Genomic DNA, 21,461 nt, shown 5'->3' on the forward strand with positions numbered 1-21,461 from the left:
ACCATGCCCGATACTGCGCTCACCGAGGTATTGCCTTCGGATCTGCATTACGTCGATGACACCCAGCCCGGTGTTAGCCGAAAAAAACTGCGCGGAAAATTTGCCTATTTCAATCCCGAAGGCCAGCGCATCACCGATCCTGACGAGATCAAGCGCATCAACTCGCTGGCCGTTCCGCCCGCCTACACCGACGTATGGATCTGCGCCGACCCGCGCGGCCATCTGCAAGCCACCGGTCGCGACGCTCGTGGACGCAAGCAATATCGCTATCACCCGCGTTGGCGCGAAGTGCGTGATGCGGACAAGTATTCGCGTCTGCGCGAATTCGGTCTTGCGCTGCCCAAACTGCGCAAACAGCTGGAGGCATTGCTGGCCTCGCCCGGTTTCAGCCGCGATAAAGTCATGGCAACGGTCATCACGCTGCTCGACGCCACGCTGATCCGCGTCGGCAACACGCAATACGCGCGGGACAATCGCTCTTACGGCCTGACGACCCTGCGCAGCCGGCATGTCGAGGTCAACGGCAGCGCGATCCTGTTCCAGTTTCGCGGCAAGAGCGGTATCGAGCATCAGATCACGGTGAAGGACCGGCGCCTGGCGCGAATCATCAAGCGCTGCCTTGAGATACCGGGGCAGAACCTGTTTCAGTATCTGGATGAAAACGGCGAGCGGCACACCGTCAGCTCTTCCGACGTCAACGCCTACCTGCAAAACCTGACCGGGGCGGACTTCACCGCCAAGGATTACCGGACCTGGGCCGGCAGCGCTCTGGCGTTGGCGGTTCTGCGGGAGCTGCAATGGGAATCCGAAGCCGAAGCCAAGCGACATGTAGTCGAGATGGTAAAGGGAGTTGCGCGGCAACTGGGCAACACGCCGGCGGTCTGTCGCAAATGCTACATCCACCCGGCGGTGGTCGAACATTTCATGCTCGGAGCGCTGGCAGAACTGCCTAAACCACGCATCCGCAAAGGCCTGCGCAAGGAAGAAGTCGCGCTGGCGCTGTTCCTTGAACGGATGGTCGAACAGGCTGACGCGACTTGAAGCCTTCGGCTGTCTCGACTAGGCTACGCCCTCCTACCTTTCCAGGACGACCGCAGAAGTGAACAACTAAGCCTTCAAAAATGTAATCGCGACACGCCGTTCATGGCGCTTGTCAGTGCTCACAACATTTTTTGGAGGTGCCGATGACTCACGTCTCGCGTACGCCTGCACTCGTCTCCCTGAACCAGCTGGGTTTTCAGTTCGCCAATGGCGAGACGATTTTCACTGCACTCAATCTGAAATTCGATCACACCCCGACTGCCATCGTCGGGCGCAACGGCGTGGGCAAAAGCGTACTGGCGCGCCTGATTGCCGGACATTGGCGCCCCACCAGCGGCAGCGTAACGCGCGCCGTGGCGGCGACCTACGTGGCGCAAACCTTTGTCACGCTACCCGGCGAGACGGTCGCCGAGACCACCGGCAGCGCCGAGATTTTTCAGGCGCTGGGGCGAATGAACCGGGGCTGCGGATCAGTCGAGGATTTCGATCTCATTGGCGAACAATGGGATCTGGCGGACCGCTTGCGCCGCCTGCTCGATGACGCCGGACTGAGCAACATCGCCTTTACTGATTTGACCGAGCACCTGAGTGGCGGCCAGCAAGCGCGCGTTGCCCTGATTGGCGCGTTTTTGAGCCGGGCTCCGCTGCTGATTCTCGATGAGCCGACCAACCATCTGGATGCATCGGGACGGCAATGGCTGATGAGTGCACTGGAGCGCTGGCAAACCGGTTTGATCGTCGTCAGCCATGATCGGCAACTGCTCGACCGAATGTCTCGAATCGTCGAGTTGAACGCATCGGGGGCTGTCGAATTCGGCGGCAATTACACGGCATTTCGCGAGCATCAACGGATCCATCAAGCCGCAGCGCAAGCACGTCTTGAACAGGCCAGAAGCGAACGCCAGCGCGAGCGGATTCGACTTCGCCGCGAGCACGACACGATACAGCGTCACGCCGCCAACTCCCGCCGTAACGCCGAGACCGCCAACATTGCCAGTTTCGAATACGTCGCGATCAAGGGCGCCGCCCGGGAAATCATGGGACGTGTCCGTCAGGGACATCAGGACCGCAAGTCCGAGCTGGATGCCCAGGTGCGCGACGCTTACGCCAAGGTGCAACCCGAGGACAGCGTGCTGATTAACTTGCCCGGGAGCGCCGTGCCCAACAACCGTCAGATCTGCACGCTGATTGAGGCCCGATTGCCGTGGCTGCCGGGCGATGCACTGAATCTTACGATCCACGGCCCGATGCGGATCGCTGTCAGCGGCCCAAACGGCTGCGGCAAATCAACCTTTCTGAAGGTGCTTGCCGGGGAACTGGCACCCTTGGAGGGAATCGCCACAACACATGTGCCCTTCGCATTCCTGGATCAGCAATTGGCGCAACTGGACGATCAGCGTTCCATCACCGAGCAGCTGATGACGCAGGGAGCTGCGCTGAGCGAGGGCACCCTGCGCAGCTATCTCGCCCACTTGCAACTGGATGCGAACCGCGCCACTGGGCCCTGCGCCTCATTGAGCGGTGGAGAACGCTTGAAGGCCGCATTGGCGCTGGCCTTGTGGCGAACGGATCCTGCGCAGTTATTGTTGCTGGATGAGCCGACCAATCATCTGGATCTGCCTTCGGTGGAAGCATTCGAACGAGCGTTGCAGACTTTTCCGGGCACCATTGTCGCCGTTTCCCATGATCAGGATTTCCTTGAGGCGTTAAATCCAACTCATCACTTGCGCTGGCACCGATCAGCCTGGCAACTGTACCCGACGAACTGACTTGCCTATTTTTTGCACGATTGGTCAGGGCTTCTATAGTTGATCTGATACGAATCAGCCGCGGTGAAGCCATGGAAGACATATTCGTCGTGAAGCGCTGCAACAAGATTGTCATCCACGGCCGGCGTGCCGGAGAAAGCCTCCATGAACCCGCCGAAGCCTTGGGCTGGTATCGCATCTGCGATACGCGAACCGGCGGTTTCATCGGCGATGGCTACGATCGGGAAGAAGACGCCCGCAAGGAATGCCATCGGCTCAACGCAGCGAGTTCGCGAGTGACCGCCCCCGAGTCGTCGGGCTGATAGCTGTCATTTACGGGTCTATACTCAAACCAGCTGAAGGAGCAGCGCCCCAACGGCAGAAGGCTCGCGCTTGGCGGGCTTTTTGCTGGCACCGAGCGGATTTAATGAACGGAGGTGTTCCATGTCCGAAAAAGAGTCCATCACCACTCTCCTGACCTTGCTCGAGGCTCGGGAGGCGCGTCTCGCGGCAGCCTGCAAAGAGATCGCCGACTGGGTCGATCATCAAGGCGGACACCCGACCGCTCTGCGCATCCGCGACCGGCTGAACGATATCGACAAGGACACTCCGCTGATTCGAAGCACCCTGTCATCGCTCAAACCGATCGACCGGCCGCTGCCACGCTTCAGATAGTTGGTCGATTCGGCTGGCGCATGAAAGAACGCCCCTGGTCGTGAAAGGTCAAAACCTTTACACGTCACCAAGGAGACGTCTCATGATCATTCATTTCAAAGTCGACGGGCATCTGGCTTGCGGGCACAAGGGCAACAACCTCTCCTCCAGCAGCGAACTCAATCGAGTGAAATGCCGTAGTTGCCGCAATACCGATGCCTATAAGGATGCGCGGAAAAACCAGCGCAACGCGGCGCGGCGCGCGGCGCGCCATTCCAGGGTTGCCCACACGGCGTCTGACTGGCGCTCGGAGTGGATCGAGCGGTTGACTGCAATGGCTGGACTTCAGCGTTTACCTAGAGGGTTTAGCGGGCAGGCGTTTGTCTGAGCACAAAAAAGGGCCTGCATGAGGTATGTCATGCAAGCCCTTGATATTCATGGTGCCCGAAGCCGGAATCGAACCGGCACGCCCTTACGAGCGGGGGATTTTAAGTCCCATGCGTCTACCAGTTTCGCCATTCGGGCGGTAGCGCGGTGTTGCTTTGCTCTGATGACGATTCACAGTCCTGACAGGAACTGCACGTCGGCGGCAGAGGGGGAAATATATACATCACTTCCCGGTGAAGCAAGTTTGCAGTTGCCGTTTCAAAGACTAAATCCTTCAGAGCAATGCAAATAAAAAAGCTCCGTAAATCATGGATCTACGGAGCTTGTTTATAGTGGAGGCCGAGGTCGGAATCGAACCGGCGTAGGCGGATTTGCAATCCGCTGCATAACCATTTTGCTACTCGGCCTCAAAACATTTGCTGTCAGTAGCGCAACAACAAACGTTGTACAAATTGGAGCGGGAAACGAGACTCGAACTCGCGACCCCGACCTTGGCAAGGTCGTGCTCTACCAACTGAGCTATTCCCGCTTGGTGTGGCGCATTCTATAGATTCCAGATGCCCCGTCAACCCTTTGATTCAAAAAAGTTTTATTTCTTTTCAACATCGGTCTTCAGATGTGGCCAGGCAGCGCGAAGGTACTGAACCATCGACCACAGGGTCAGGCCTGCCGACACCATCAGCAATGCGTAACCGATGACAACCCAGAAACTGAAAACCTTGGGGTTGGCCAGCAGGATAACCAGTGCGAGCATTTGCGCAGCGGTTTTCCACTTGCCCAGATTCGACACGGCTACATGAGCCCGGGCACCCAGTTCGGCCATCCACTCACGCAGCGCCGAGACAACGATCTCGCGACCGATGATGACAGCGGCCGGCAGAGTGAGCCAAAGGTTGCCATGTTCTTGCACCAGCAACACCAGGGCAACAGCCACCATCAGTTTGTCAGCAACAGGATCGAGAAACGCACCAAACGGCGTGCTTTGCTCCAGACGTCGCGCCAGATAGCCATCCAGCCAGTCCGTTGCCGCCGCAAAGGCGAATACCGAACTTGAGGCCATATAGCTCCATTGGTAAGGCAGGTAGAACAGCAGAATGAAGATCGGGATAAGCAGGACGCGGAGAACGGTAATCAGATTAGGGATATTCATCGGCACAACTGGCTACGAGGTGAATGGGCATTCTACTCACTATGCAGGTTTGCATAAATCGACTCTGCTAGCTTTTTGCTGATCCCCGGTGCTTTGGCGATCTCTTCGATGCTTGCACGAGACAGCTCCTGCAATCCACCAAAATGTTTCAACAAGTCCCGACGCCGGGTTGGCCCAACGCCCGCTACACCCTCCAGCGTTGACGTACGGCGGGTCTTGCCGCGCCGTGCACGGTGGCCGGTGATTGCAAAGCGGTGGGCCTCGTCGCGAATCTGCTGAATCAGATGGAGCGCCGGCGAATCACCCCGCAAGGTGAACTCGTTTGCTGCATCATTCAGATACAAAGTCTCGAATCCCGCCTTGCGGGTAGCCCCCTTGGCGACCCCCAGCAGGATCAGATCCGGAACAGCCAGTTCGTTGAGCACATCACGCGCCATCGACAATTGCCCCTTGCCGCCGTCCACCAGCAGAATATCCGGCAACTTGCCCTCACCTTCCTTCAGCTTGCTGAAACGTCGGGTCAGGGCCTGATGCATGGCGGCGTAATCGTCGCCGGCCGTCACGCCTTCGATGTTGTAGCGGCGATAATCCGACTTGATCGCCCCTTCAGGGCCGAATACCACGCAGGACGCAACTGTGGCTTCACCGCTGGAGTGGCTGATGTCATAGCATTCCAGCCGTTGCGGCGGCTCGTCGAGGTTCAACACTTCTGCCAACGCTTCGAAACGTGCGGCAACGTGCTGACGATTGGCCAGCCGCGCACCCAGTGCCTGTTCGGCATTGGTCACGGCCAGTTGCTGCCAGCGCGCCCGGGTGCCACGCACCCGATGACTGATGCTCAACTCACGTCCGCGCAGCGTCTGAATGGCCTCGATCAGTGCAGGAAAGTCGTCATGCACGACGTTGACGATCAGCTCGCTCGGCAAATCGCGTTCCGGGCTGCTGATGAAGTATTGCCCCAGAAACGCCGCCATGACTTCGGCAACGTCCTCTTCGATCCCGACCTGGGGGAAGAAATTCTTGCTGCCAAGCACCCGCCCTCCCCGCACGCTGATCAGATGAACACAGGCACCACCAGGATTGACGAACGCGGCGATCACATCAATGTCGCCCGTTCCGCCTTCCATGCTTTGTTGATCCTGCACCCGGCGTAGTAGCGCAATCTGGTCGCGCAGTTCGGCGGCACGCTCGAACTCGAGATTGATCGCAGCCTCTTCCATCGCCGTCGACAACTCATTGGTCAATGCGTGGCTGCGCCCTTCGAGGAACATTACCGAGTGACGCACGTCCTCGGCGTAAACCTCAGGCTCGACGAGTCCGACACAAGGCGCCTTGCAACGCTTGATCTGATATTGCAGGCACGGACGGGTCCGGTTCTTGTAGTAACTGTCCTCGCACTGACGCACGAAAAAAGTCTTCTGCAAAAGGCTGAGGCTTTCGCGAATAGCCCCGGCACTCGGATAGGGACCGAAATACTTGCCCTTGGCCTTCTTGGCCCCGCGATGAATGCTCAGGCGCGGAAATTGCCCGTCAGACAAAAAGACATAGGGATAGGATTTGTCGTCGCGCAGCAGGATGTTGTAAGGCGGCCGCCACTCCTTGATCAGGGTTTGCTCAAGCAGCAACGCCTCTGTCTCGTTGGACGTGATGGTGGTTTCGACCTGGGCGATGCGCCCGACCAGTGCTGCGGTTTTCGGCGCAAGGCCGGTCTTGCGGAAGTAGCTGGCCAGACGTTTTTTGAGGTTCTTCGCCTTGCCGACATACAGCAGACGCGCATCGCTGTCGAACATGCGATACACGCCGGGACGCCCGCTGACGGTTGACAGAAAGGCGCCTGAATCGAAGGTTTCAGTCATGATCAGAGGCTGGCATCAACCATGCCGTGACGAACTGCCAGAAGCGTCAGCTCGACATCGCTGCTGATCGAGAGCTTCTCGAAAATGCGGTAACGGTAGGTATTCACGGTTTTCGGCGACAGGCATAACTTGTCGGAAATGATCTGAACCTTCTGACAGCCGACAATCATCAGCGCAATCTGGATTTCCCGCTCGGACAACGCATCGAATGGTGAATCGTTGGTCGGCTGAAAGGATTTTATGGCGAGTTGCTGGGCAATTTGCGGACTGATATAGCGCTGGCCGGCAAATACCAGGCGTATGGCCTGAACCATTTCCGGCAGTCCGGCGCCCTTGGTCAGATAACCCGCCGCACCGGCCTGCAGCAACCGTGTAGGAAACGGGTCTTCCTCACACACGGTGACCGCGACCACTTTGATGTCGGGATGACTGCGCAACAGTTTGCGCGTGGCTTCCAGGCCGCCGATGCCCGGCATCTTGACGTCCATCAGCACCACGTCGGGCTTCAACTCACGAGCCTTGATGAGGGATTCTTCCCCGGACTCGGCCTGGCCCACTACCTGCAGGCCATCGATGTCGGCCAGCATACGTGTAATGCCTGTACGAACGAGATCATGGTCGTCGACCACTAGCACCCTAATCAAGCAGACACCTCGCGATATGGTCTTATTGGGATGCCGGACACCTTAGCAAAAAGTGCCGGGCAGACCTAGCGGCAAGCGACATATAAAAAGTTTCAATTCTTCATCGGGGGCTTGCCGGCCGTGGGTTTCAGAGCACAGGTGTACTCAAATCGAGCTGCATTCGCAGGAAACACTCGTCCTCGCCCTGCACCAACATTCCTTTTCTTCGATAAAGGTTTTGCGCCGGATTGTTTTTGAACACCGTCAGGCGCAGCGCCGGCCTGCGCTCCAGCCGGGCCATCGCACTAACCTGATCGATCGCCCAGGATCCCGCGCCCTGGCCTTGAGCGCTTTCGACGATCTGCAATTCGCGGATATACACGGCCCGAGCATCACGACTGAGACTGACATACCCCGTCAATTCGCCTTCGCGAAGGATCAACCAGTTTTCGCGCCCTGCCCAGGCGATATCGAACGCCTCGTCCTGCCACAGCAAGTCATAGTGAATGTAGTACCGAAGCATGTTTCGGCAAGTCAGCTCTCGTACAAACGACAGGTCGGCGGACGTTGCCTGGCGCAACTGAAAACTCATTTCTGCCTCGATCTTATTCAAGTTCATGCCCCTTTCTTGAGCGCGAGCTCAGAAAGCAGAGTGTGTCACACCTTGGCGGGCGCTCACCCCATAGAAGCCCTCTTGCACGTTCGATAGCATTTTCTGATTGCTGACGCGCAGCAGCCTCTAGTAAGCTCGGCGCATTCATTGGAGACAGCTCATGCTCGACATCCTTTCACAGCTTCGTACCGCCAGCGCCTTGCGCTCGGTAGCGGCTGCCCGGGTGAATGGCGCCTGTACTGCTCCAGCAAGCTTTTATTTTGGGTATTGGTTTAGCCACTGGCGCGCCTGATACCCAACACGGCGCCCACTTCAACGGGTCGCCTACCAGAGATTTCTCAACCCCCGGTCGGCCTCCCGACCGGGGGTTTTGTTTTTTCAGGCCCGAACTTTTTTCAGCAATACACCAGACACTTTGAGGATTCAGCCAATGAACTACGCCACTTATTACCGTTACGACATTTTTACCGCTTGGCGATTTACCAGCCTCCGCTCGGGACAGCCTGCCGCCTCCGATCGGTCACCCACAGGTGGCAAGCCAACACACGTAGCCAATCCGGCCAATTGTCGAACACTCCAGTAGGGCCGAGTGAGCGGGAAGCACCCGCCCTCCGCCCAGGAAAACCGAATATGAACTCGTCCGTTTCTGCCCTGCCACTGTCCACCCTGAACCCTGCCAACGAAGCATTGACCCTGCGTCTGCCGAGTGCGCTGCAACTCAAACAGCAATTGCCGCTGAGCAATGCGCTGAACCAGCAAGTCATCGCCCACCGCCAGGCGGTTCGTGCGATTCTTGATGGCCATGACCCGCGTTTGCTGGTGATTGTCGGCCCCTGCTCGATTCACGACCCAAAATCAGCGCTCGAATACGCAGCGCAGCTGGCGCAGCTGTCCAGCGAAGTCCGTGATGACATGCTGCTGGTGATGCGTGCCTACGTCGAAAAACCTCGCACCACCGTCGGCTGGAAAGGACTTGCCTACGATCCTCATCTGAATGGCAGCGACGACATGGCGGCCGGCCTGACGCTATCGCGCGAATTGATGCTGGAAATGATCCGCCTCGGGCTCCCGATTGCTACAGAACTGCTACAGCCCATGGCTGCCGGATACTTCGACGACTTGCTGAGCTGGGTCGCCATTGGCGCCCGTACCACCGAATCACAAATCCATCGTGAAATGGCCAGCGGACTTGGCATGCCGGTCGGCTTCAAGAATGGAACCGATGGGGGCGTCGCCATTGCCGTCGATGCAATGCGCTCGGCAGCTCATCCCCATCGCCACTTCGGCGTCGACAGCCAGGGTCACCCGGCAATCATCCAGACACCGGGCAATCCGGACACCCATCTGGTGTTGCGTGGTGGTCACCAAGGGCCGAACTACGACCGTGAAAGCGTTTCTCGAATCAACGCCGAACTGAACCGCCTGAAAATCCCGAGCCGGATCATGGTTGATTGCAGCCATGCCAACAGTGGCAAGGACCCGCTCCGCCAGCCGGGCGTGTTCAACGATGTGCTGGAGCAGCGCTTGCAGGGCGATCGTTCGCTGATCGGCATGATGCTTGAGTCACACCTTTTTGAAGGATGCCAACCGTTGAGCGAGTCGCTTCGATACGGTGTTTCGGTTACCGATGCCTGCCTTGGGTTCGAAGCCACCGGGCAGTTGCTGCTCGAAGCAGCGCATCGCCTGCGAAAACAGGCCTCGGCCTGATGATGAGCACCGCCCTCCGCTGAGTTTTCTACCGGAGGGCGGGACAAGGTTCACAATAGATGTCACGCCTTCACTTGCAGCAACATCACCCCGGACTGCTGACTGACGTCGTCCAGCCGCTCGACCGAGTACGATAGCCGCACGACGGTACCCACGTGCTCGCGCCAGAACCGATAGGGCACAATGAACACCAGAGGCTGCATGGCCATCCCCCTCAGGATTTCCCGGTCGTCACGGTGAAAAAATGACTCGCCGTCGCACTTGAGATAAACCAGCTCGCCTTCCTCCACTCGCGCATCACTGATCAACACGCTGACACCATCGATGGCATCCTCCAAATCGAGCACGCCGTCATCCGCTTCAAGCACCTGAGGAGCCGGCAGCTCACCTCGCACCAATGGCGCAATGCTGATTCGCGTTACACCTGACTCGCGCACTGCTCCGGTGTTCTGCTCAATACAGTAACGGACCACCACCTCGCCACCCAGATGCGGGCCGATGAACTCTGGAGCGATACCGAACACCAGGGGCTGACCCACACTAAAGAACTCAACGATGAGAATGTCTCGAAACGATGCCTCCGGTGAAGGCCCTTCCCAGATCAGCTGCACCCGGTCGCCTGCACTCATGCCGGCATAGGGTTGAAGGATGGCCGTCGTTCCGTCAGGTACGCGAGCCGGATCGAGACTGCCTCCGACGGCATCCTCGATGAGGGCTGGCAACAGACTGTAGCGGACGTCCCCGACATCCAGCTGTAGACGTATTGAAGCGACAGGCTCCGGCCTCGTGACGCTGGTCAACGTCCAGAACACTTCCAGAGAGCCCCCGTCCAGCGCCGCGATATGAACGTCCCGTACGACCAGAACCATATCTTTGCCCAGCTGCCCTTCACTGACGGATCGCGAAATGTCGTGGCGATACGGCAAACCTTCCATGTCAAGGCCATGCCAGCTCAAGACCACCCTGTCCCCGCAGACCATTCCAGGCCAGGGCGCAATCCTGATGACAACCCTGCTCAATGACGGATCAACGACCGCACCCTTTACTGAATCCAGTGCAGGTGCCGGCAGCGGCAAATCCCGTTCAACCTCCCGACACTGCCCGAACGACCGAACGCTCTCACCCTCCATCCCTGTGGCCTTTTCCTGCAAAACCGTAGCTTGTGCATCATTCATCAGTCGTCTCTCCACTCCCTGGAAATGACACGTCGCCTGAACGCCGCGTCGAAGGGCTTCTATTTAAAGCCTTTCATCATCGACCCGATGTCAGCTCATCACGTTTCAGGCCTGAGTCAAATGCGCTGGAGGAGGTAGGCAAATATGGGAAAACGACTTCCAACGAGGCGAGAGCTGTCTAAATGTTCCGAAGTGGATTTCGTCCAGAAGTGAAAATTCACACACACATTGCTCCAGTTTCCAACGCGTGACGGCGAATCTTCAGGCATCCCAAGCCGCACGACTGTTTTAGAGTGGCACGCAGAAAACATCGACGATCTTCTGCGATCAAGGACGAAAAATGCTACTAAATGCGACAACCAATCATCCCATTCTGCTGGTGCATGGCCTGTTCGGATTCGAGCGCATTGGACCTTTCGAACTGTTTCATGACGTTAAACAGGCGCTTAAAGCGGCCGGCGTGCAGGTGTTTGTGCCTCATCTGTCGGCGGTCCATGACAATGAAGTTCGCGGGGAGCAGCTGCTCTCGCAAATCGGCTCCGTGTTAAGAGGCACAGGCGCGACCAAAGTCAACCTGATCGGTCATAGTCAGGGCGCACTCACAGCACGCTACGCTGCAGCGCTTGCCCCACACTGCGTCGCTTCTGTGACGTCGGTCAGCGGGCCCAATCATGGCTCGGAACTGGCCGACTTCCTGCGCAAGGCGCTGATACCGGGAAGACTGCCGGAGCTCGTGGCCCAGAATGTGGCGACAAGGTTTGCAGACTTTCTGTCCCTGCTCAGCGGGCATACGACATTGCCACGCAGTGCACTGGCCGCGCTGGGTGCGCTGACTACGGAAGGGGTGTGCAACTTTAATGACAAATACCCCCAGGGCCTGCCCAAAACCTGGGGCGGCCAAGGTCCCGAGTGGGTAAATGGCGTTCGTTATTATTCGTGGAGTGGTGTCGTAGCGGAGCTTGACGGGCCGACACTCGACCCGGTCCGGAGTATCTGCAGCACCCTGTCCGAATACTTCATTACAGAACCCGCGCAGAACGACGGCTTTGTCGGTCGTTTCAGCTCTCACCTGGGGACCGTGATCCGTTCCGACTACCCACTCGACCACTTGGGCACTCTGCGACGAACCACCGGGCAATATGCCATGGCACACGATTCGATCGGGCTTTACCTGGAGCACGCCTTGCGTTTGCAAGCAGCTGATCTCTAGCGATATCAGACAAGCGACCGGAACTTTGCCGAGAAATCGGCAACTGATTCCGGTAGGCTCCCCCCTTTACTGATTTGATTGGAGAGTTTCCCCATGGCTAAAGCCACTGCCCGCCACATCCTGGTTTCCAGCGAAGCCAAGTGCAACGAACTCAAGGCCCAGATCGAAGGTGGCGCTGATTTCGCCGAGGTGGCCAAGGCCAACTCCACCTGCCCGTCCAGCCGTCAGGGCGGCGACCTGGGTTCGTTCGGTCCTGGCCAGATGGTCAAGGAATTCGACACCGTAGTGTTCAGCGCGCCGATCAACGTCGTACAAGGCCCGGTGAAGACCCAGTTCGGCTACCACCTGCTGGAAGTCACCAGCCGTCAGGACTGATTTTCAGCCCGACCTGCTGTGCAACGGCCCGCCTGATGGCGGGCCGTTTTGTTTTGGTTACACCACACCGCTGGCGAACGGCGCGCCGCTCGCGTACAAATTGCGCTTATCGATTACCCGGCTTTAAGGCTGACAATGCGACTGGCTTTCCCGACATTGATGTTCACTGCCGTGACCCTGCTGCTTGGGATCACCGGTGTGGACGCCGCACCGCTGCATGCGATGACCGTCTATGGCGAACCGGCAAAGTATCCGCCCGGTTTCAGTCACTTCGATTACACCAATATCCAGGCGCCCAAGGGCGGAACCATGCGCCGCTCGGCCATCGAAATCGGCCACTTCGACCATGTCCTGCCCTATATCGACAAAGGCATCGGCGTCAGCCAGATCGACGGCCTGCTGTATTCCCCGCTGGCCCAGCGTTCGCTCGACGAGCCCTACACCGTATACGGCCTCGTGGCGCAGAAAATGGAGCGCTCGGATGACGGCCTGTCCCTGCGCTTCTTTATCAATCCCAAGGCCCGCTTCGCCGATGGCAAGCCGATCACCGCCGAAGACGTGCGATACACCTATGATTTGCTGATGACTCAGGGCAGCCTGCGTTATCGCACCCAGTTTGCCGACGTCAAAGGCGTCGAAGTGGAAGCCCCGCTCACCGTGCGCTTCGATTTCAAGAGCAACGAAAACCGCACCCTGCCGCTCGATATCGCGACCCTGCCGGTGTTTCCCGAGCATTGGTGGAAGACCCGTGATTTCGCCGGCGGTGGCGGCTATGAACCGCCGCTGGGCAGCGGGCCGTACCGAGTCGGAAAAGTCGACTCCGGGCGCAGCATCACCTTTGAACGCAACCCTGACTGGTGGGGTAAGGACCTGCCGGTCAGCCGTGGCCTGTACAACTTCGACCATTTCAGCATCGAGTACTTCGGCGACACCGACGTCGCTCGCCAGGTCTTGCGCGGTGGCGCCTATGACTACAACCGAGAATTCTCCGCCACCGGCTACTCCATCGGCTACGACAGCCCCGCTCTGAGCGACGGTCGCCTGCAAAAGGCTCATCTGGCCACCGAGGCGCCGCAGTCGGCCCAGGGATTCGTGTTCAACCTGCAAAAGCCGATGTTCCAGGATCGTCGGGTACGCCAGGCGCTGGCCATGCTCTGGGATTTCGAATGGAGCAACCGGCAGATGATGCGCAATATGTACATCCGCCAGCAGAGTTACTTTTCCAACACTGATCTGGCCGCCCGCAAACTGCCGGACGCCGCCGAACTGAAGATTCTCGAACCCTTGCGCGGCCAGATTCCCGACGAGGTGTTTACCCGGGTCTTCGAAGCACCGAAGACCGATGGCAGCGGCATTATCCGCGACAAACAACTGCAAGCGCTGGAGCTGCTGGAACAGGCCGGCTGGAAACCCGATGGCGACCAGTTGGTCAACGAACGCGGCGAGCCGCTGAGTTTCACCTTTCTGGTCAGCCAGAACGGCATGGACCGCCTGCTGCTGCCGTACAAACGCACGCTGAAGCAGATCGGCATCAACCTCGACATCCGTCGCATCGATTCCTCGCAGTACGTCAACCGCCTGATGAGCCGCGACTACGACATGATCGTCACCGGCTACCCGGTCACCACTTCTCCCGGCGGCGAGCTATTGAACTACTTCGGTTCGGCGTCGGCCAACGATCCCGGCGCCAACAACTACATGGTGCTGAAGAACCCGGCGGTCGACACCTTGATCAACGGCCTGATCCGCGCCTCGACCCAGCCTGAAATGCTGCGCTATGCCCATGCGCTGGATCGGGTGCTGCAATGGAACTACTACTGGATTCCCAACTATTACCCGCCGGGCACGTCCACCGTGTGGTGGAACCGTTTCGGCATTCCCACCGTGCAGGCGAGCAATGACGAAGCGATCGAGAGCTGGTGGGAAATCAGCAGCACGCCACTGACCAATCAGCAGATGACGGCCGAGAAGATCAGCCGTGGCAGACCCGGAGGGCCGCACTGATGTGGGCTTACATACTGCGGCGCCTGCTGCTGATCATCCCGACGCTGGTGATCATTCTGCTGGTCAACTTCGTGATCATTCAGGCCGCACCGGGTGGTCCGGTGGAACAGGCCATCGCCCACCTGCAAGGCATCGGCGGCGCCAGCGTCGGCGGCGGTGCGAGCGAGACCATGAGCGGCACGTCCCGCGCCAGCCGCGGCCTCGATCCGCAACTGATCAAGGACATCGAAAAACAGTACGGCTTCGACAAACCGGCCCATGAACGCCTGTGGCTGATGCTCAAGAATTACGCGCAACTGGATTTCGGCAAAAGCTTCTTCCGCGGCGCCACGGTCACCGACCTGATCCTGCAGAAAATGCCGGTGACCATTTCCCTCGGGCTGTGGGCGACGTTGATCACCTATCTGGTGTCGATCCCGCTGGGCATCCGCAAAGCCGTGCACCACGGCAGCCATTTCGATATCTGGAGCAGCACGGCGATCATCATCGGTTACGCCATGCCGGCGTTTCTGTTCGCGATGTTCCTGATTGTGGTGTTCGCCGGCGGCACCTCGCTGAACTGGTTTCCGGTGCGCGGGCTGGTGTCCGACAACTTCGAATCTCTGTCGACACTGGGCAAGATCACCGACTACTTCTGGCATCTGGTGCTGCCGGTCACGGCGCTGGTGATCGGCGGTTTCGCCACCCTGACCATCCTCACAAAGAACTCATTCCTCAACGAAATCACCCGCCAATACGTGGTCACCGCGCGCGCCAAAGGCCTGAGCGAAAACCGGGTGCTCTACGGACACGTGTTCCGCAACGCGATGCTGCTGGTGGTGTCGGGCATTCCCCAAGCGTTCATCAGTGTGTTCTTCGCCGGTTCGTTGCTGATCGAAGTGATCTTCTCCCTCGATGGCCTGGGGCGCATGAGTTACGAAGCGGCCGTGTCCCGCGATTATCCGGTGGTGTTCGGCTCGCTGTTCATCTTCACTCTGTTCGGCCTGCTGATAAAACTGATCGGTGACCTGTGCTACACCCTGGTCGACCCGCGCATCGACTTCGCCGCGAGGAATGCCTGATGTTCAAGCTCTCGCCTCTGGGCCGTCGCCGTTTCGAACGTTTCAAGAAAAACCGCCGAGGCTGGTGGTCGCTGTGGTTATTCATCGGCCTGTTCCTGCTCAGCCTCGGCGGCGAACTGATCGCCAACGACAAGCCGTTGGTCGTCAGTTATCAGGGCCAGTGGTACTTCCCGGTATTCAAGCGTCACACCGAACAGGAGTTCGGCGGACAACTGCCGTTCCAGGCCGACTACCGCAGCGACTACGTGCAGAAACTGATCCGCAAGGACGGTGGCTGGCTGTTGTTTCCGCCGATTCCGTTCAGTGACGACACCCCGAACTACGACCTCAACAAACCGGCACCGAGCCCGCCGACTTCGGTCAACTGGCTGGGCACCGACGACCAGGCGCGCGACGTCCTGGCCCGGGTGATCTTCGGCGCGCGGGTGTCGATCCTGTTCGCCCTGATGCTGACGTTTGTCAGCGCCCTGATCGGCATCGCGGCCGGTGCTCTGCAGGGGTATTACGGCGGCTGGGTCGATCTGCTCGGCCAGCGCTTGCTGGAGGTCTGGTCGGGGTTGCCGGTACTTTATCTGCTGATCATCCTTTCGGGATTCGTCGAGCCGAACTTCTGGTGGCTGCTGGGGATCATGGCGCTGTTTTCCTGGCTGGCGCTGGTGGACGTGGTACGCGCCGAGTTCCTGCGCGGTCGCAATCTCGAGTACGTCAAGGCTGCCCGGGCCCTGGGCTTGAGCGATCGCAAAGTGATTGTCCGGCACATCCTGCCCAACGCGATGAACGCGACCCTGAGCTACCTGCCCTTCATTCTGACCGGGGCGATTTCGACCCTGACCGCGCTGGACTTCCTCGGCTTCGGCATGCCCGCCGGCAGTGCGTCACTGGGCGAGCTGATCGGTCAAGGCAAGCAGAACCTGCAAGCGCCGTGGCTTGGCTTGACCGCGTTTTTCACCCTGGCGCTGATTCTTTCCCTGTTGGTATTCATCGGCGAAGCGTTGCGCGATGCCTTTGACCCGCGCTCATGAACGGATCCTTGAAATGACTGACAACCTGATCGAAATCCGTGATCTGAGCGTCGCCTTCCATGGCCAGACCGTGGTGCGCAACCTGTGCCTGGACATCCGCCCCGGCGAGTGCCTGGCGCTGGTCGGTGAGTCGGGTTCGGGCAAGTCGGTGACGGCCCACTCGATACTGCAACTGCTCCCCGAATCCGATGCCAGAACGACCGGCAGTATTCGTTATCGCGGACAGGAACTGGTCGGCGCCGATCCCAAGACCCTTCGCGATCTGCGAGGCAACCGCATCGCCATGATTTTCCAGGAGCCGATGACCTCGCTCAATCCGTTGCACACGATTGAAAAGCAGATCGGCGAAACCCTGTTGCTGCACCGCGGCCTCGGCGGCAAAGAGGCTCAGGCGCGGATCCTCGAACTGCTGGAACTGGTGGGCATCCAGAAACCGAAAGAGCGACTGAAGGCTTATCCTCACCAGCTGTCCGGCGGCCAACGCCAGCGTGTGATGATCGCCATGGCCCTGGCTTGCGAACCCGAACTGCTGATCGCCGACGAGCCGACCACCGCCCTCGATGTGACCGTACAGCGCAAGATTCTGGTGCTGCTCAAGTCCCTGCAACGGCGTCTGGGCATGTCGCTGCTGCTGATCAGTCACGACCTCAATCTGGTGCGCAGCATCGCCCAACGGGTGTGCGTGATGAAGGCCGGTGAGATCGTCGAGCAGGCACCGTGCGAAACCCTGTTCACCGAACCGAAACACCCTTACAGCTGCGTGTTGCTCAACGCTGAACCGGAAGGCGAAGCACTGCCCCGGGACGAGCGTGAGAACGTGCTGGAAGTCGATGACCTGCGGGTTGATTTCACGGTTGGCGGCGGGCTGTTCCAGCGCAAGCAATACCTGCGCGCGGTGGACGGTATCAGCCTGAACATCCAGCGGGGCAAGACGCTGGGCATCGTCGGCGAGTCCGGTTCGGGCAAGTCGACTCTCGGTCAGGCGATTCTGCGCCTGCTCGACTCCAAGGGCAGCATTCGTTTCCAGGGCACAGCCCTCGACGGCCTCGACCAGAAACAGATGCGCCCGTGGCGCCGCCAAATGCAGGTGGTGTTCCAAGACCCGTTCGGCAGCCTCAGCCCGCGCATGTCGGTGGCGCAGATCATCAGCGAAGGGCTGGAGGTGCATTGCCAGTCCACCGCCGAGGAGTGCGACGATCAGGTGATCCGTGTGCTCAAGGAAGTGGGCCTCGACCCTGAAAGCCGTCACCGCTACCCCCATGAGTTTTCCGGTGGCCAGCGTCAGCGCATTGCCATCGCCCGGGCACTGGTGCTCAAACCGGCGCTGATTTTGCTCGACGAGCCGACTTCGGCGCTGGACCGTACCGTGCAGAAACAGGTGGTCGCCCTGCTCCGCCAGCTTCAGGAAAAACACGGCCTGACCTATTTGTTCATCAGTCATGACCTGGCCGTGGTGCGGGCGCTGGCCCACGAGATGATCGTGATCAAAGACGGCAAGGTGGTCGAACGCGGCGCCAGCCATGACGTGTTCGACTCACCGCAGCATCCCTATACCAAAGAGCTGTTGGCGGCGGCGCATCCGGGATAGGCATAATCAGCGCATGCCTTTGAACCGAGTCGCGGCTATCGCTGGCAAGCCAGCTCCCACAGGTTTATCGGGGGGTATTTGTGAACGACCAAAAGCCCTGTGCGAGCTGGCTTGCCAGCGATAGGGCCAGGCCTGGCGGCACACATTCAGGATCAGTCAGATGAACACCACCGAAAGCCTCAAGGATTACCAACGGGTTCGCACCCTGGCGATTCGCTCGTTGTTCGAGATCATCGAGCAATCCAGTGAGGGCACGGTGATTGTCGACCGCGACGCGAACATCGTCTGGATGAACGAGCGCTACGCTCGGCGCTTCGGGCTCGATTCCGCCGCCGGGGCCATCGGCAAGCCTTGCGAAAGCGTGATCCCCGGCAGCCTGTTGCGCGAAGTGGTACGCACCGGGCGGCCGATTCTGCTGGACATGCAGGACACCCCGAAAGAACCGCTGGTAGTGATGCGCCTGCCGATCCATGACGACGCCGGGTCGGTGATCGGCGCCATCGGTTTTGCCCTGTTCGACGAACTGCGCACGCTGTCGCCAATGCTCAAGCGCTACCTGAGCATGCAGGAAGAGCTGGCCTCGACCCGTTCGCTGCTGCGCGCCCGGCAGACCAAATACAACTTTGCCCACTTCATCGGCACCAGCGCTGCCAGCCTGGAAGTCAAACGCCGTGCCCGTCGCAGCGCCAGTGCCGAGTCGCCGGTGCTGTTGCTGGGCGAAACCGGCAGCGGCAAGGAGTTGCTGGCTCAAGCGATCCACGGCGCTTCGCCTCGGGCGCACAAGGCGTTCGTCAGCATCAACAGCGCGGCGATTCCTGAAGCACTGCTTGAAGCCGAGTTTTTTGGCACCGCCCCCGGTGCTTTTACCGGCGCCGACCGCAAGGGTCGCACCGGCAAGCTGCAGATTGCCCAGGGCGGGACGCTGTTTCTCGACGAGATCGGCGACATGCCGCTGCCCTTGCAAAGCAAATTGTTGCGGGTGTTGCAGGAAAAGGAGTTCGAACCCGTAGGCTCCAACGACGTGATCCAGAGCGATGTGCGGGTGATTGCAGCGACCTCGACGGATCTGGAGGCGGCGATCAAGCGCGGTGAGTTCCGCGCCGACTTGTATTACCGCCTCAACGTATTGCCAATTCAGGTGCCGCCACTGCGTGAACGACTGGACGATCTGCCGGCCCTCAGTGAGGCGATTCTTGAAGAACTGCGCAGTCAACATGAACTGAACCGCGAAGCGCTGGAGCTGCTGGGTCAGCATGCCTGGCCAGGCAATATCCGCGAGCTGCGCAATGTACTGGAGCGGGCAGCGTTGCTCAGCGATGACTTGATGCTGACGGCGGATGACATTCGCTCTGCAATTGGAACGTTTACACCGGTTGAACGAACGCTGGCACCCCTGCCTGAACCGGCAATCAACGAGACCTTCAGTCAAGCCCGGGAGCGTTTTGACCGGCAGTTGATTCAATCCACCCTCGTGCAATGCGGAGGCAAGGTGATCGAGGCGGCTGAGCGGCTGGGACTGGGTCGCTCGACGCTGTACAAGAAAATGATTGCGCTGGGGATCGCAGAGTCTCAATAAGGAGACACAGCTCTCCAAATCAAGACAACATCAAAAGCATCGCGGGCGAGCCCGCTCCCACAGGGTAACGCACTCAACTGTGGGAGCGGGCTTGCCCGCGAAAGCGTCCTCTCAGTCATAGAAGTCTCAAAACAGAGACAAAACCTTGAAAGCCGCCACCAAAAATCAAACCAATTCCTTTAATTTCAACAAGTTAAGCATCTGGCACAGTTCTCGCTTACGCCTCTACCTGCACCCGTTCCACCCACAAAAATAACAATCGAAGGAGCACACCATGAGTGTGATCATCGCCTTGGCAGCTCTCGCGCTGCTGATGCTCGCGGCCTACCGTGGCTACAGCGTTATCCTTTTTGCTCCGATTGCCGCCCTCGGCGCCGTCCTGCTCACCGACCCGTCCGCCGTCGCCCCCGCCTTCACCGGCGTGTTCATGGAGAAGATGGTCGGTTTCATCAAACTCTACTTTCCCGTGTTCCTGCTCGGCGCCGTGTTCGGCAAGCTGATCGAACTCTCGGGTTTCTCCCGCTCGATTGTCGCGGCAGCGATTAGCTTGCTCGGCACCCGCCAGGCGATGCTGGTGATCGTGCTGGTCTGCGCCCTGCTTACCTACGGCGGCGTTTCGCTGTTCGTCGTGGTATTTGCGGTCTACCCGTTCGCAGCGGAGATGTTCCGCCAGAGCAACATACCCAAGCGCCTGATCCCGGCAACCATCGCCCTCGGCGCGTTCTCCTTCACGATGGACGCCCTGCCCGGCACGCCGCAGATCCAGAACATCATCCCCAGCACTTTCTTCAATACCACCGCCTGGGCGGCGCCGTGGCTGGGTGTGATCGGTACGATTTTCGTGTTCTGCGCCGGCATGCTGTTTCTGCAACGCCAGCGCAACAAGGCGCAGCGTGCCGGTGAAGGCTACGGCACCGAACTGCGCAACGAACCGGAAACCGCCGAAGACCTGAAACTGCCGAACCCATGGATCGCCCTGTCGCCGCTGCTGGCGGTGGGCATCATGAACCTGTTGTTCACCCAATGGATTCCGCAGTGGTACGGCAAGACTCACAGCCTCGCGCTGCCGGGCATGGCCGCGCCGGTCACCACTGAAATCGCCAAACTCACGGCGATCTGGGCGGTGCAGGCAGCATTGCTGGTGGGCATTCTGATGGTCTTGGCATTCGGTTTTCAGGCGATTCGCAGCAAGCTTGCCGAGGGCAGCAAAAGCGCAGTCAGCGGTGCGCTGCTGGCGGCAATGAACACTGCTTCGGAATACGGTTTCGGCGCCGTCATCGCCTCGTTGCCGGGTTTTCTGGTGCTGGCCGACTGGCTCAAGAGCATCCCCAATCCGCTGGTCAACGAAGCGATCACCGTGACCCTGCTGGCCGGTATCACCGGTTCTGCTTCGGGCGGCATGAGTATCGCGCTGGCAGCGATGTCCGAACAATTCATCAGCGCCGCCCACGCCGCCAACATTCCGCTGGAAGTGCTGCACCGGGTGGCCGCGATGGCCAGCGGCGGCATGGACACCCTGCCGCACAACGGCGCGGTGATCACCCTGCTCGCCGTCACCGGCCTGACTCACCGTGAGGCCTACAAGGATATTTTCTGTATTACGCTGATCAAGACCCTGGCGGTTTTCGTGGTGATCGGCACTTTCTACGCCACTGGCATTGTGTGAGGTAT

19 protein-coding genes and 3 tRNA genes are annotated in these 21,461 nt (G+C 59.3%); 14 read left to right on the plus strand and 8 right to left on the minus strand.

Going from position 1 to position 21,461, the window contains the following annotated elements; all coding sequences use genetic code 11:
* The first annotated feature begins 3 nt into the window (after positions 1 to 3).
* The 5 genes from ACTJK7_RS01675 to ACTJK7_RS01695 all read left to right on the plus strand — a co-directional run bounded on the left by ACTJK7_RS01675 (position 4) and on the right by ACTJK7_RS01695 (position 3,831).
* Complete coding sequence (locus ACTJK7_RS01675; protein WP_323150680.1) at positions 4 to 1,041, plus strand: DNA topoisomerase IB; 1,038 nt, start codon at positions 4 to 6, stop codon at positions 1,039 to 1,041.
* 143 nt (positions 1,042 to 1,184) lie between these two features.
* Positions 1,185 to 2,810: an ABC-F family ATP-binding cassette domain-containing protein gene (locus ACTJK7_RS01680; RefSeq protein WP_440779575.1), complete on the plus strand. Its 1,626-nt coding sequence runs from the start codon at positions 1,185 to 1,187 to the stop codon at positions 2,808 to 2,810.
* A gap of 71 nt (positions 2,811 to 2,881) precedes the next feature.
* Complete coding sequence (locus ACTJK7_RS01685; RefSeq protein WP_108562175.1) at positions 2,882 to 3,112, plus strand: hypothetical protein; 231 nt, start codon at positions 2,882 to 2,884, stop codon at positions 3,110 to 3,112.
* 121 nt (positions 3,113 to 3,233) lie between these two features.
* Positions 3,234 to 3,464 (plus strand): hypothetical protein, encoded by a 231-nt coding sequence (locus ACTJK7_RS01690; RefSeq protein WP_039768768.1) that lies wholly within the window; start codon positions 3,234 to 3,236, stop codon positions 3,462 to 3,464.
* 82 nt (positions 3,465 to 3,546) lie between these two features.
* Positions 3,547 to 3,831 (plus strand): hypothetical protein, encoded by a 285-nt coding sequence (locus ACTJK7_RS01695; protein ID WP_108562177.1) that lies wholly within the window; start codon positions 3,547 to 3,549, stop codon positions 3,829 to 3,831.
* Positions 3,832 to 3,881: 50 nt separating this feature from the next.
* Here the strand turns inward: ACTJK7_RS01695 and ACTJK7_RS01700 are convergent.
* The 7 genes from ACTJK7_RS01700 to ACTJK7_RS01730 form a co-directional block, all read right to left on the minus strand.
* Positions 3,882 to 3,968 (minus strand) — tRNA-Leu (locus ACTJK7_RS01700).
* Between the two features lie 195 nt (positions 3,969 to 4,163).
* Positions 4,164 to 4,237: transfer RNA gene (locus tag ACTJK7_RS01705), tRNA-Cys, on the minus strand.
* Between the two features lie 46 nt (positions 4,238 to 4,283).
* Positions 4,284 to 4,359 (minus strand) — tRNA-Gly (locus ACTJK7_RS01710).
* A gap of 60 nt (positions 4,360 to 4,419) precedes the next feature.
* A complete protein-coding gene (pgsA, locus tag ACTJK7_RS01715; RefSeq protein ID WP_108562180.1) occupies positions 4,420 to 4,980 on the minus strand; it encodes a CDP-diacylglycerol--glycerol-3-phosphate 3-phosphatidyltransferase in 561 nt (186 codons plus the stop codon).
* 32 nt (positions 4,981 to 5,012) lie between these two features.
* Positions 5,013 to 6,836, minus strand: coding sequence for an excinuclease ABC subunit UvrC (uvrC, locus tag ACTJK7_RS01720; protein ID WP_236196882.1), 1,824 nt, complete (start codon positions 6,834 to 6,836; stop codon positions 5,013 to 5,015).
* 2 nt (positions 6,837 to 6,838) lie between these two features.
* Positions 6,839 to 7,480 carry a response regulator transcription factor GacA gene (gacA, locus tag ACTJK7_RS01725; protein ID WP_032829778.1) on the minus strand — a complete coding sequence of 214 codons (642 nt, stop codon included), beginning with the start codon at positions 7,478 to 7,480 and terminating at the stop codon, positions 6,839 to 6,841.
* 127 nt (positions 7,481 to 7,607) lie between these two features.
* Positions 7,608 to 8,051, minus strand: a complete 444-nt coding sequence (locus ACTJK7_RS01730) for a GNAT family N-acetyltransferase (protein ID WP_440779770.1) — start codon at positions 8,049 to 8,051, stop codon at positions 7,608 to 7,610.
* A 651-nt stretch (positions 8,052 to 8,702) separates the two neighbouring features.
* Between ACTJK7_RS01730 and ACTJK7_RS01735 the strand changes: the two genes are divergently transcribed.
* Positions 8,703 to 9,779 (plus strand): 3-deoxy-7-phosphoheptulonate synthase, encoded by a 1,077-nt coding sequence (locus ACTJK7_RS01735; RefSeq protein ID WP_108562182.1) that lies wholly within the window; start codon positions 8,703 to 8,705, stop codon positions 9,777 to 9,779.
* A 62-nt stretch (positions 9,780 to 9,841) separates the two neighbouring features.
* On the opposite strand, the gene ACTJK7_RS01740 is transcribed toward ACTJK7_RS01735, so the two are convergent.
* Positions 9,842 to 10,954 carry a hypothetical protein gene (locus ACTJK7_RS01740; RefSeq protein WP_440779573.1) on the minus strand — a complete coding sequence of 371 codons (1,113 nt, stop codon included), beginning with the start codon at positions 10,952 to 10,954 and terminating at the stop codon, positions 9,842 to 9,844.
* A gap of 340 nt (positions 10,955 to 11,294) precedes the next feature.
* Here ACTJK7_RS01740 and ACTJK7_RS01745 point away from each other — a divergent pair, with 340 nt between their 5' ends.
* The 8 genes from ACTJK7_RS01745 (at position 11,295) to ACTJK7_RS01780 (ending at position 21,456) form a co-directional block, all read left to right on the plus strand.
* Positions 11,295 to 12,164 (plus strand): esterase/lipase family protein, encoded by an 870-nt coding sequence (locus ACTJK7_RS01745; RefSeq protein WP_064381365.1) that lies wholly within the window; start codon positions 11,295 to 11,297, stop codon positions 12,162 to 12,164.
* A gap of 93 nt (positions 12,165 to 12,257) precedes the next feature.
* Entirely contained in the window at positions 12,258 to 12,539 is a 282-nt protein-coding gene (locus ACTJK7_RS01750) for a peptidylprolyl isomerase (protein WP_007952068.1), read from the plus strand.
* 135 nt (positions 12,540 to 12,674) lie between these two features.
* Positions 12,675 to 14,543 carry an extracellular solute-binding protein gene (locus ACTJK7_RS01755; RefSeq protein WP_440779572.1) on the plus strand — a complete coding sequence of 623 codons (1,869 nt, stop codon included), beginning with the start codon at positions 12,675 to 12,677 and terminating at the stop codon, positions 14,541 to 14,543.
* On the plus strand, positions 14,543 to 15,604 hold the full coding sequence (locus ACTJK7_RS01760) for a microcin C ABC transporter permease YejB (protein WP_007952064.1): 1,062 nt from the start codon (positions 14,543 to 14,545) through the stop codon (positions 15,602 to 15,604). Before ACTJK7_RS01755 ends, ACTJK7_RS01760 begins: the two co-directional genes overlap by 1 nt.
* Complete coding sequence (locus ACTJK7_RS01765; protein ID WP_007952058.1) at positions 15,604 to 16,626, plus strand: ABC transporter permease; 1,023 nt, start codon at positions 15,604 to 15,606, stop codon at positions 16,624 to 16,626. Before ACTJK7_RS01760 ends, ACTJK7_RS01765 begins: the two co-directional genes overlap by 1 nt.
* A gap of 13 nt (positions 16,627 to 16,639) precedes the next feature.
* On the plus strand, positions 16,640 to 18,214 hold the full coding sequence (locus ACTJK7_RS01770; RefSeq protein ID WP_440779570.1) for an ABC transporter ATP-binding protein: 1,575 nt from the start codon (positions 16,640 to 16,642) through the stop codon (positions 18,212 to 18,214).
* 160 nt (positions 18,215 to 18,374) lie between these two features.
* Positions 18,375 to 19,790: a sigma-54 interaction domain-containing protein gene (locus tag ACTJK7_RS01775; RefSeq protein WP_108562188.1), complete on the plus strand. Its 1,416-nt coding sequence runs from the start codon at positions 18,375 to 18,377 to the stop codon at positions 19,788 to 19,790.
* A 274-nt stretch (positions 19,791 to 20,064) separates the two neighbouring features.
* A complete protein-coding gene (locus ACTJK7_RS01780; protein ID WP_108562191.1) occupies positions 20,065 to 21,456 on the plus strand; it encodes a GntP family permease in 1,392 nt (463 codons plus the stop codon).
* Positions 21,457 to 21,461 lie beyond the last annotated feature (5 nt).

Origin of the sequence: Pseudomonas sp. 22085, assembly GCF_052045815.1 — a bacterium.
Classification (GTDB): domain Bacteria; phylum Pseudomonadota; class Gammaproteobacteria; order Pseudomonadales; family Pseudomonadaceae; genus Aquipseudomonas; species Aquipseudomonas glycinae.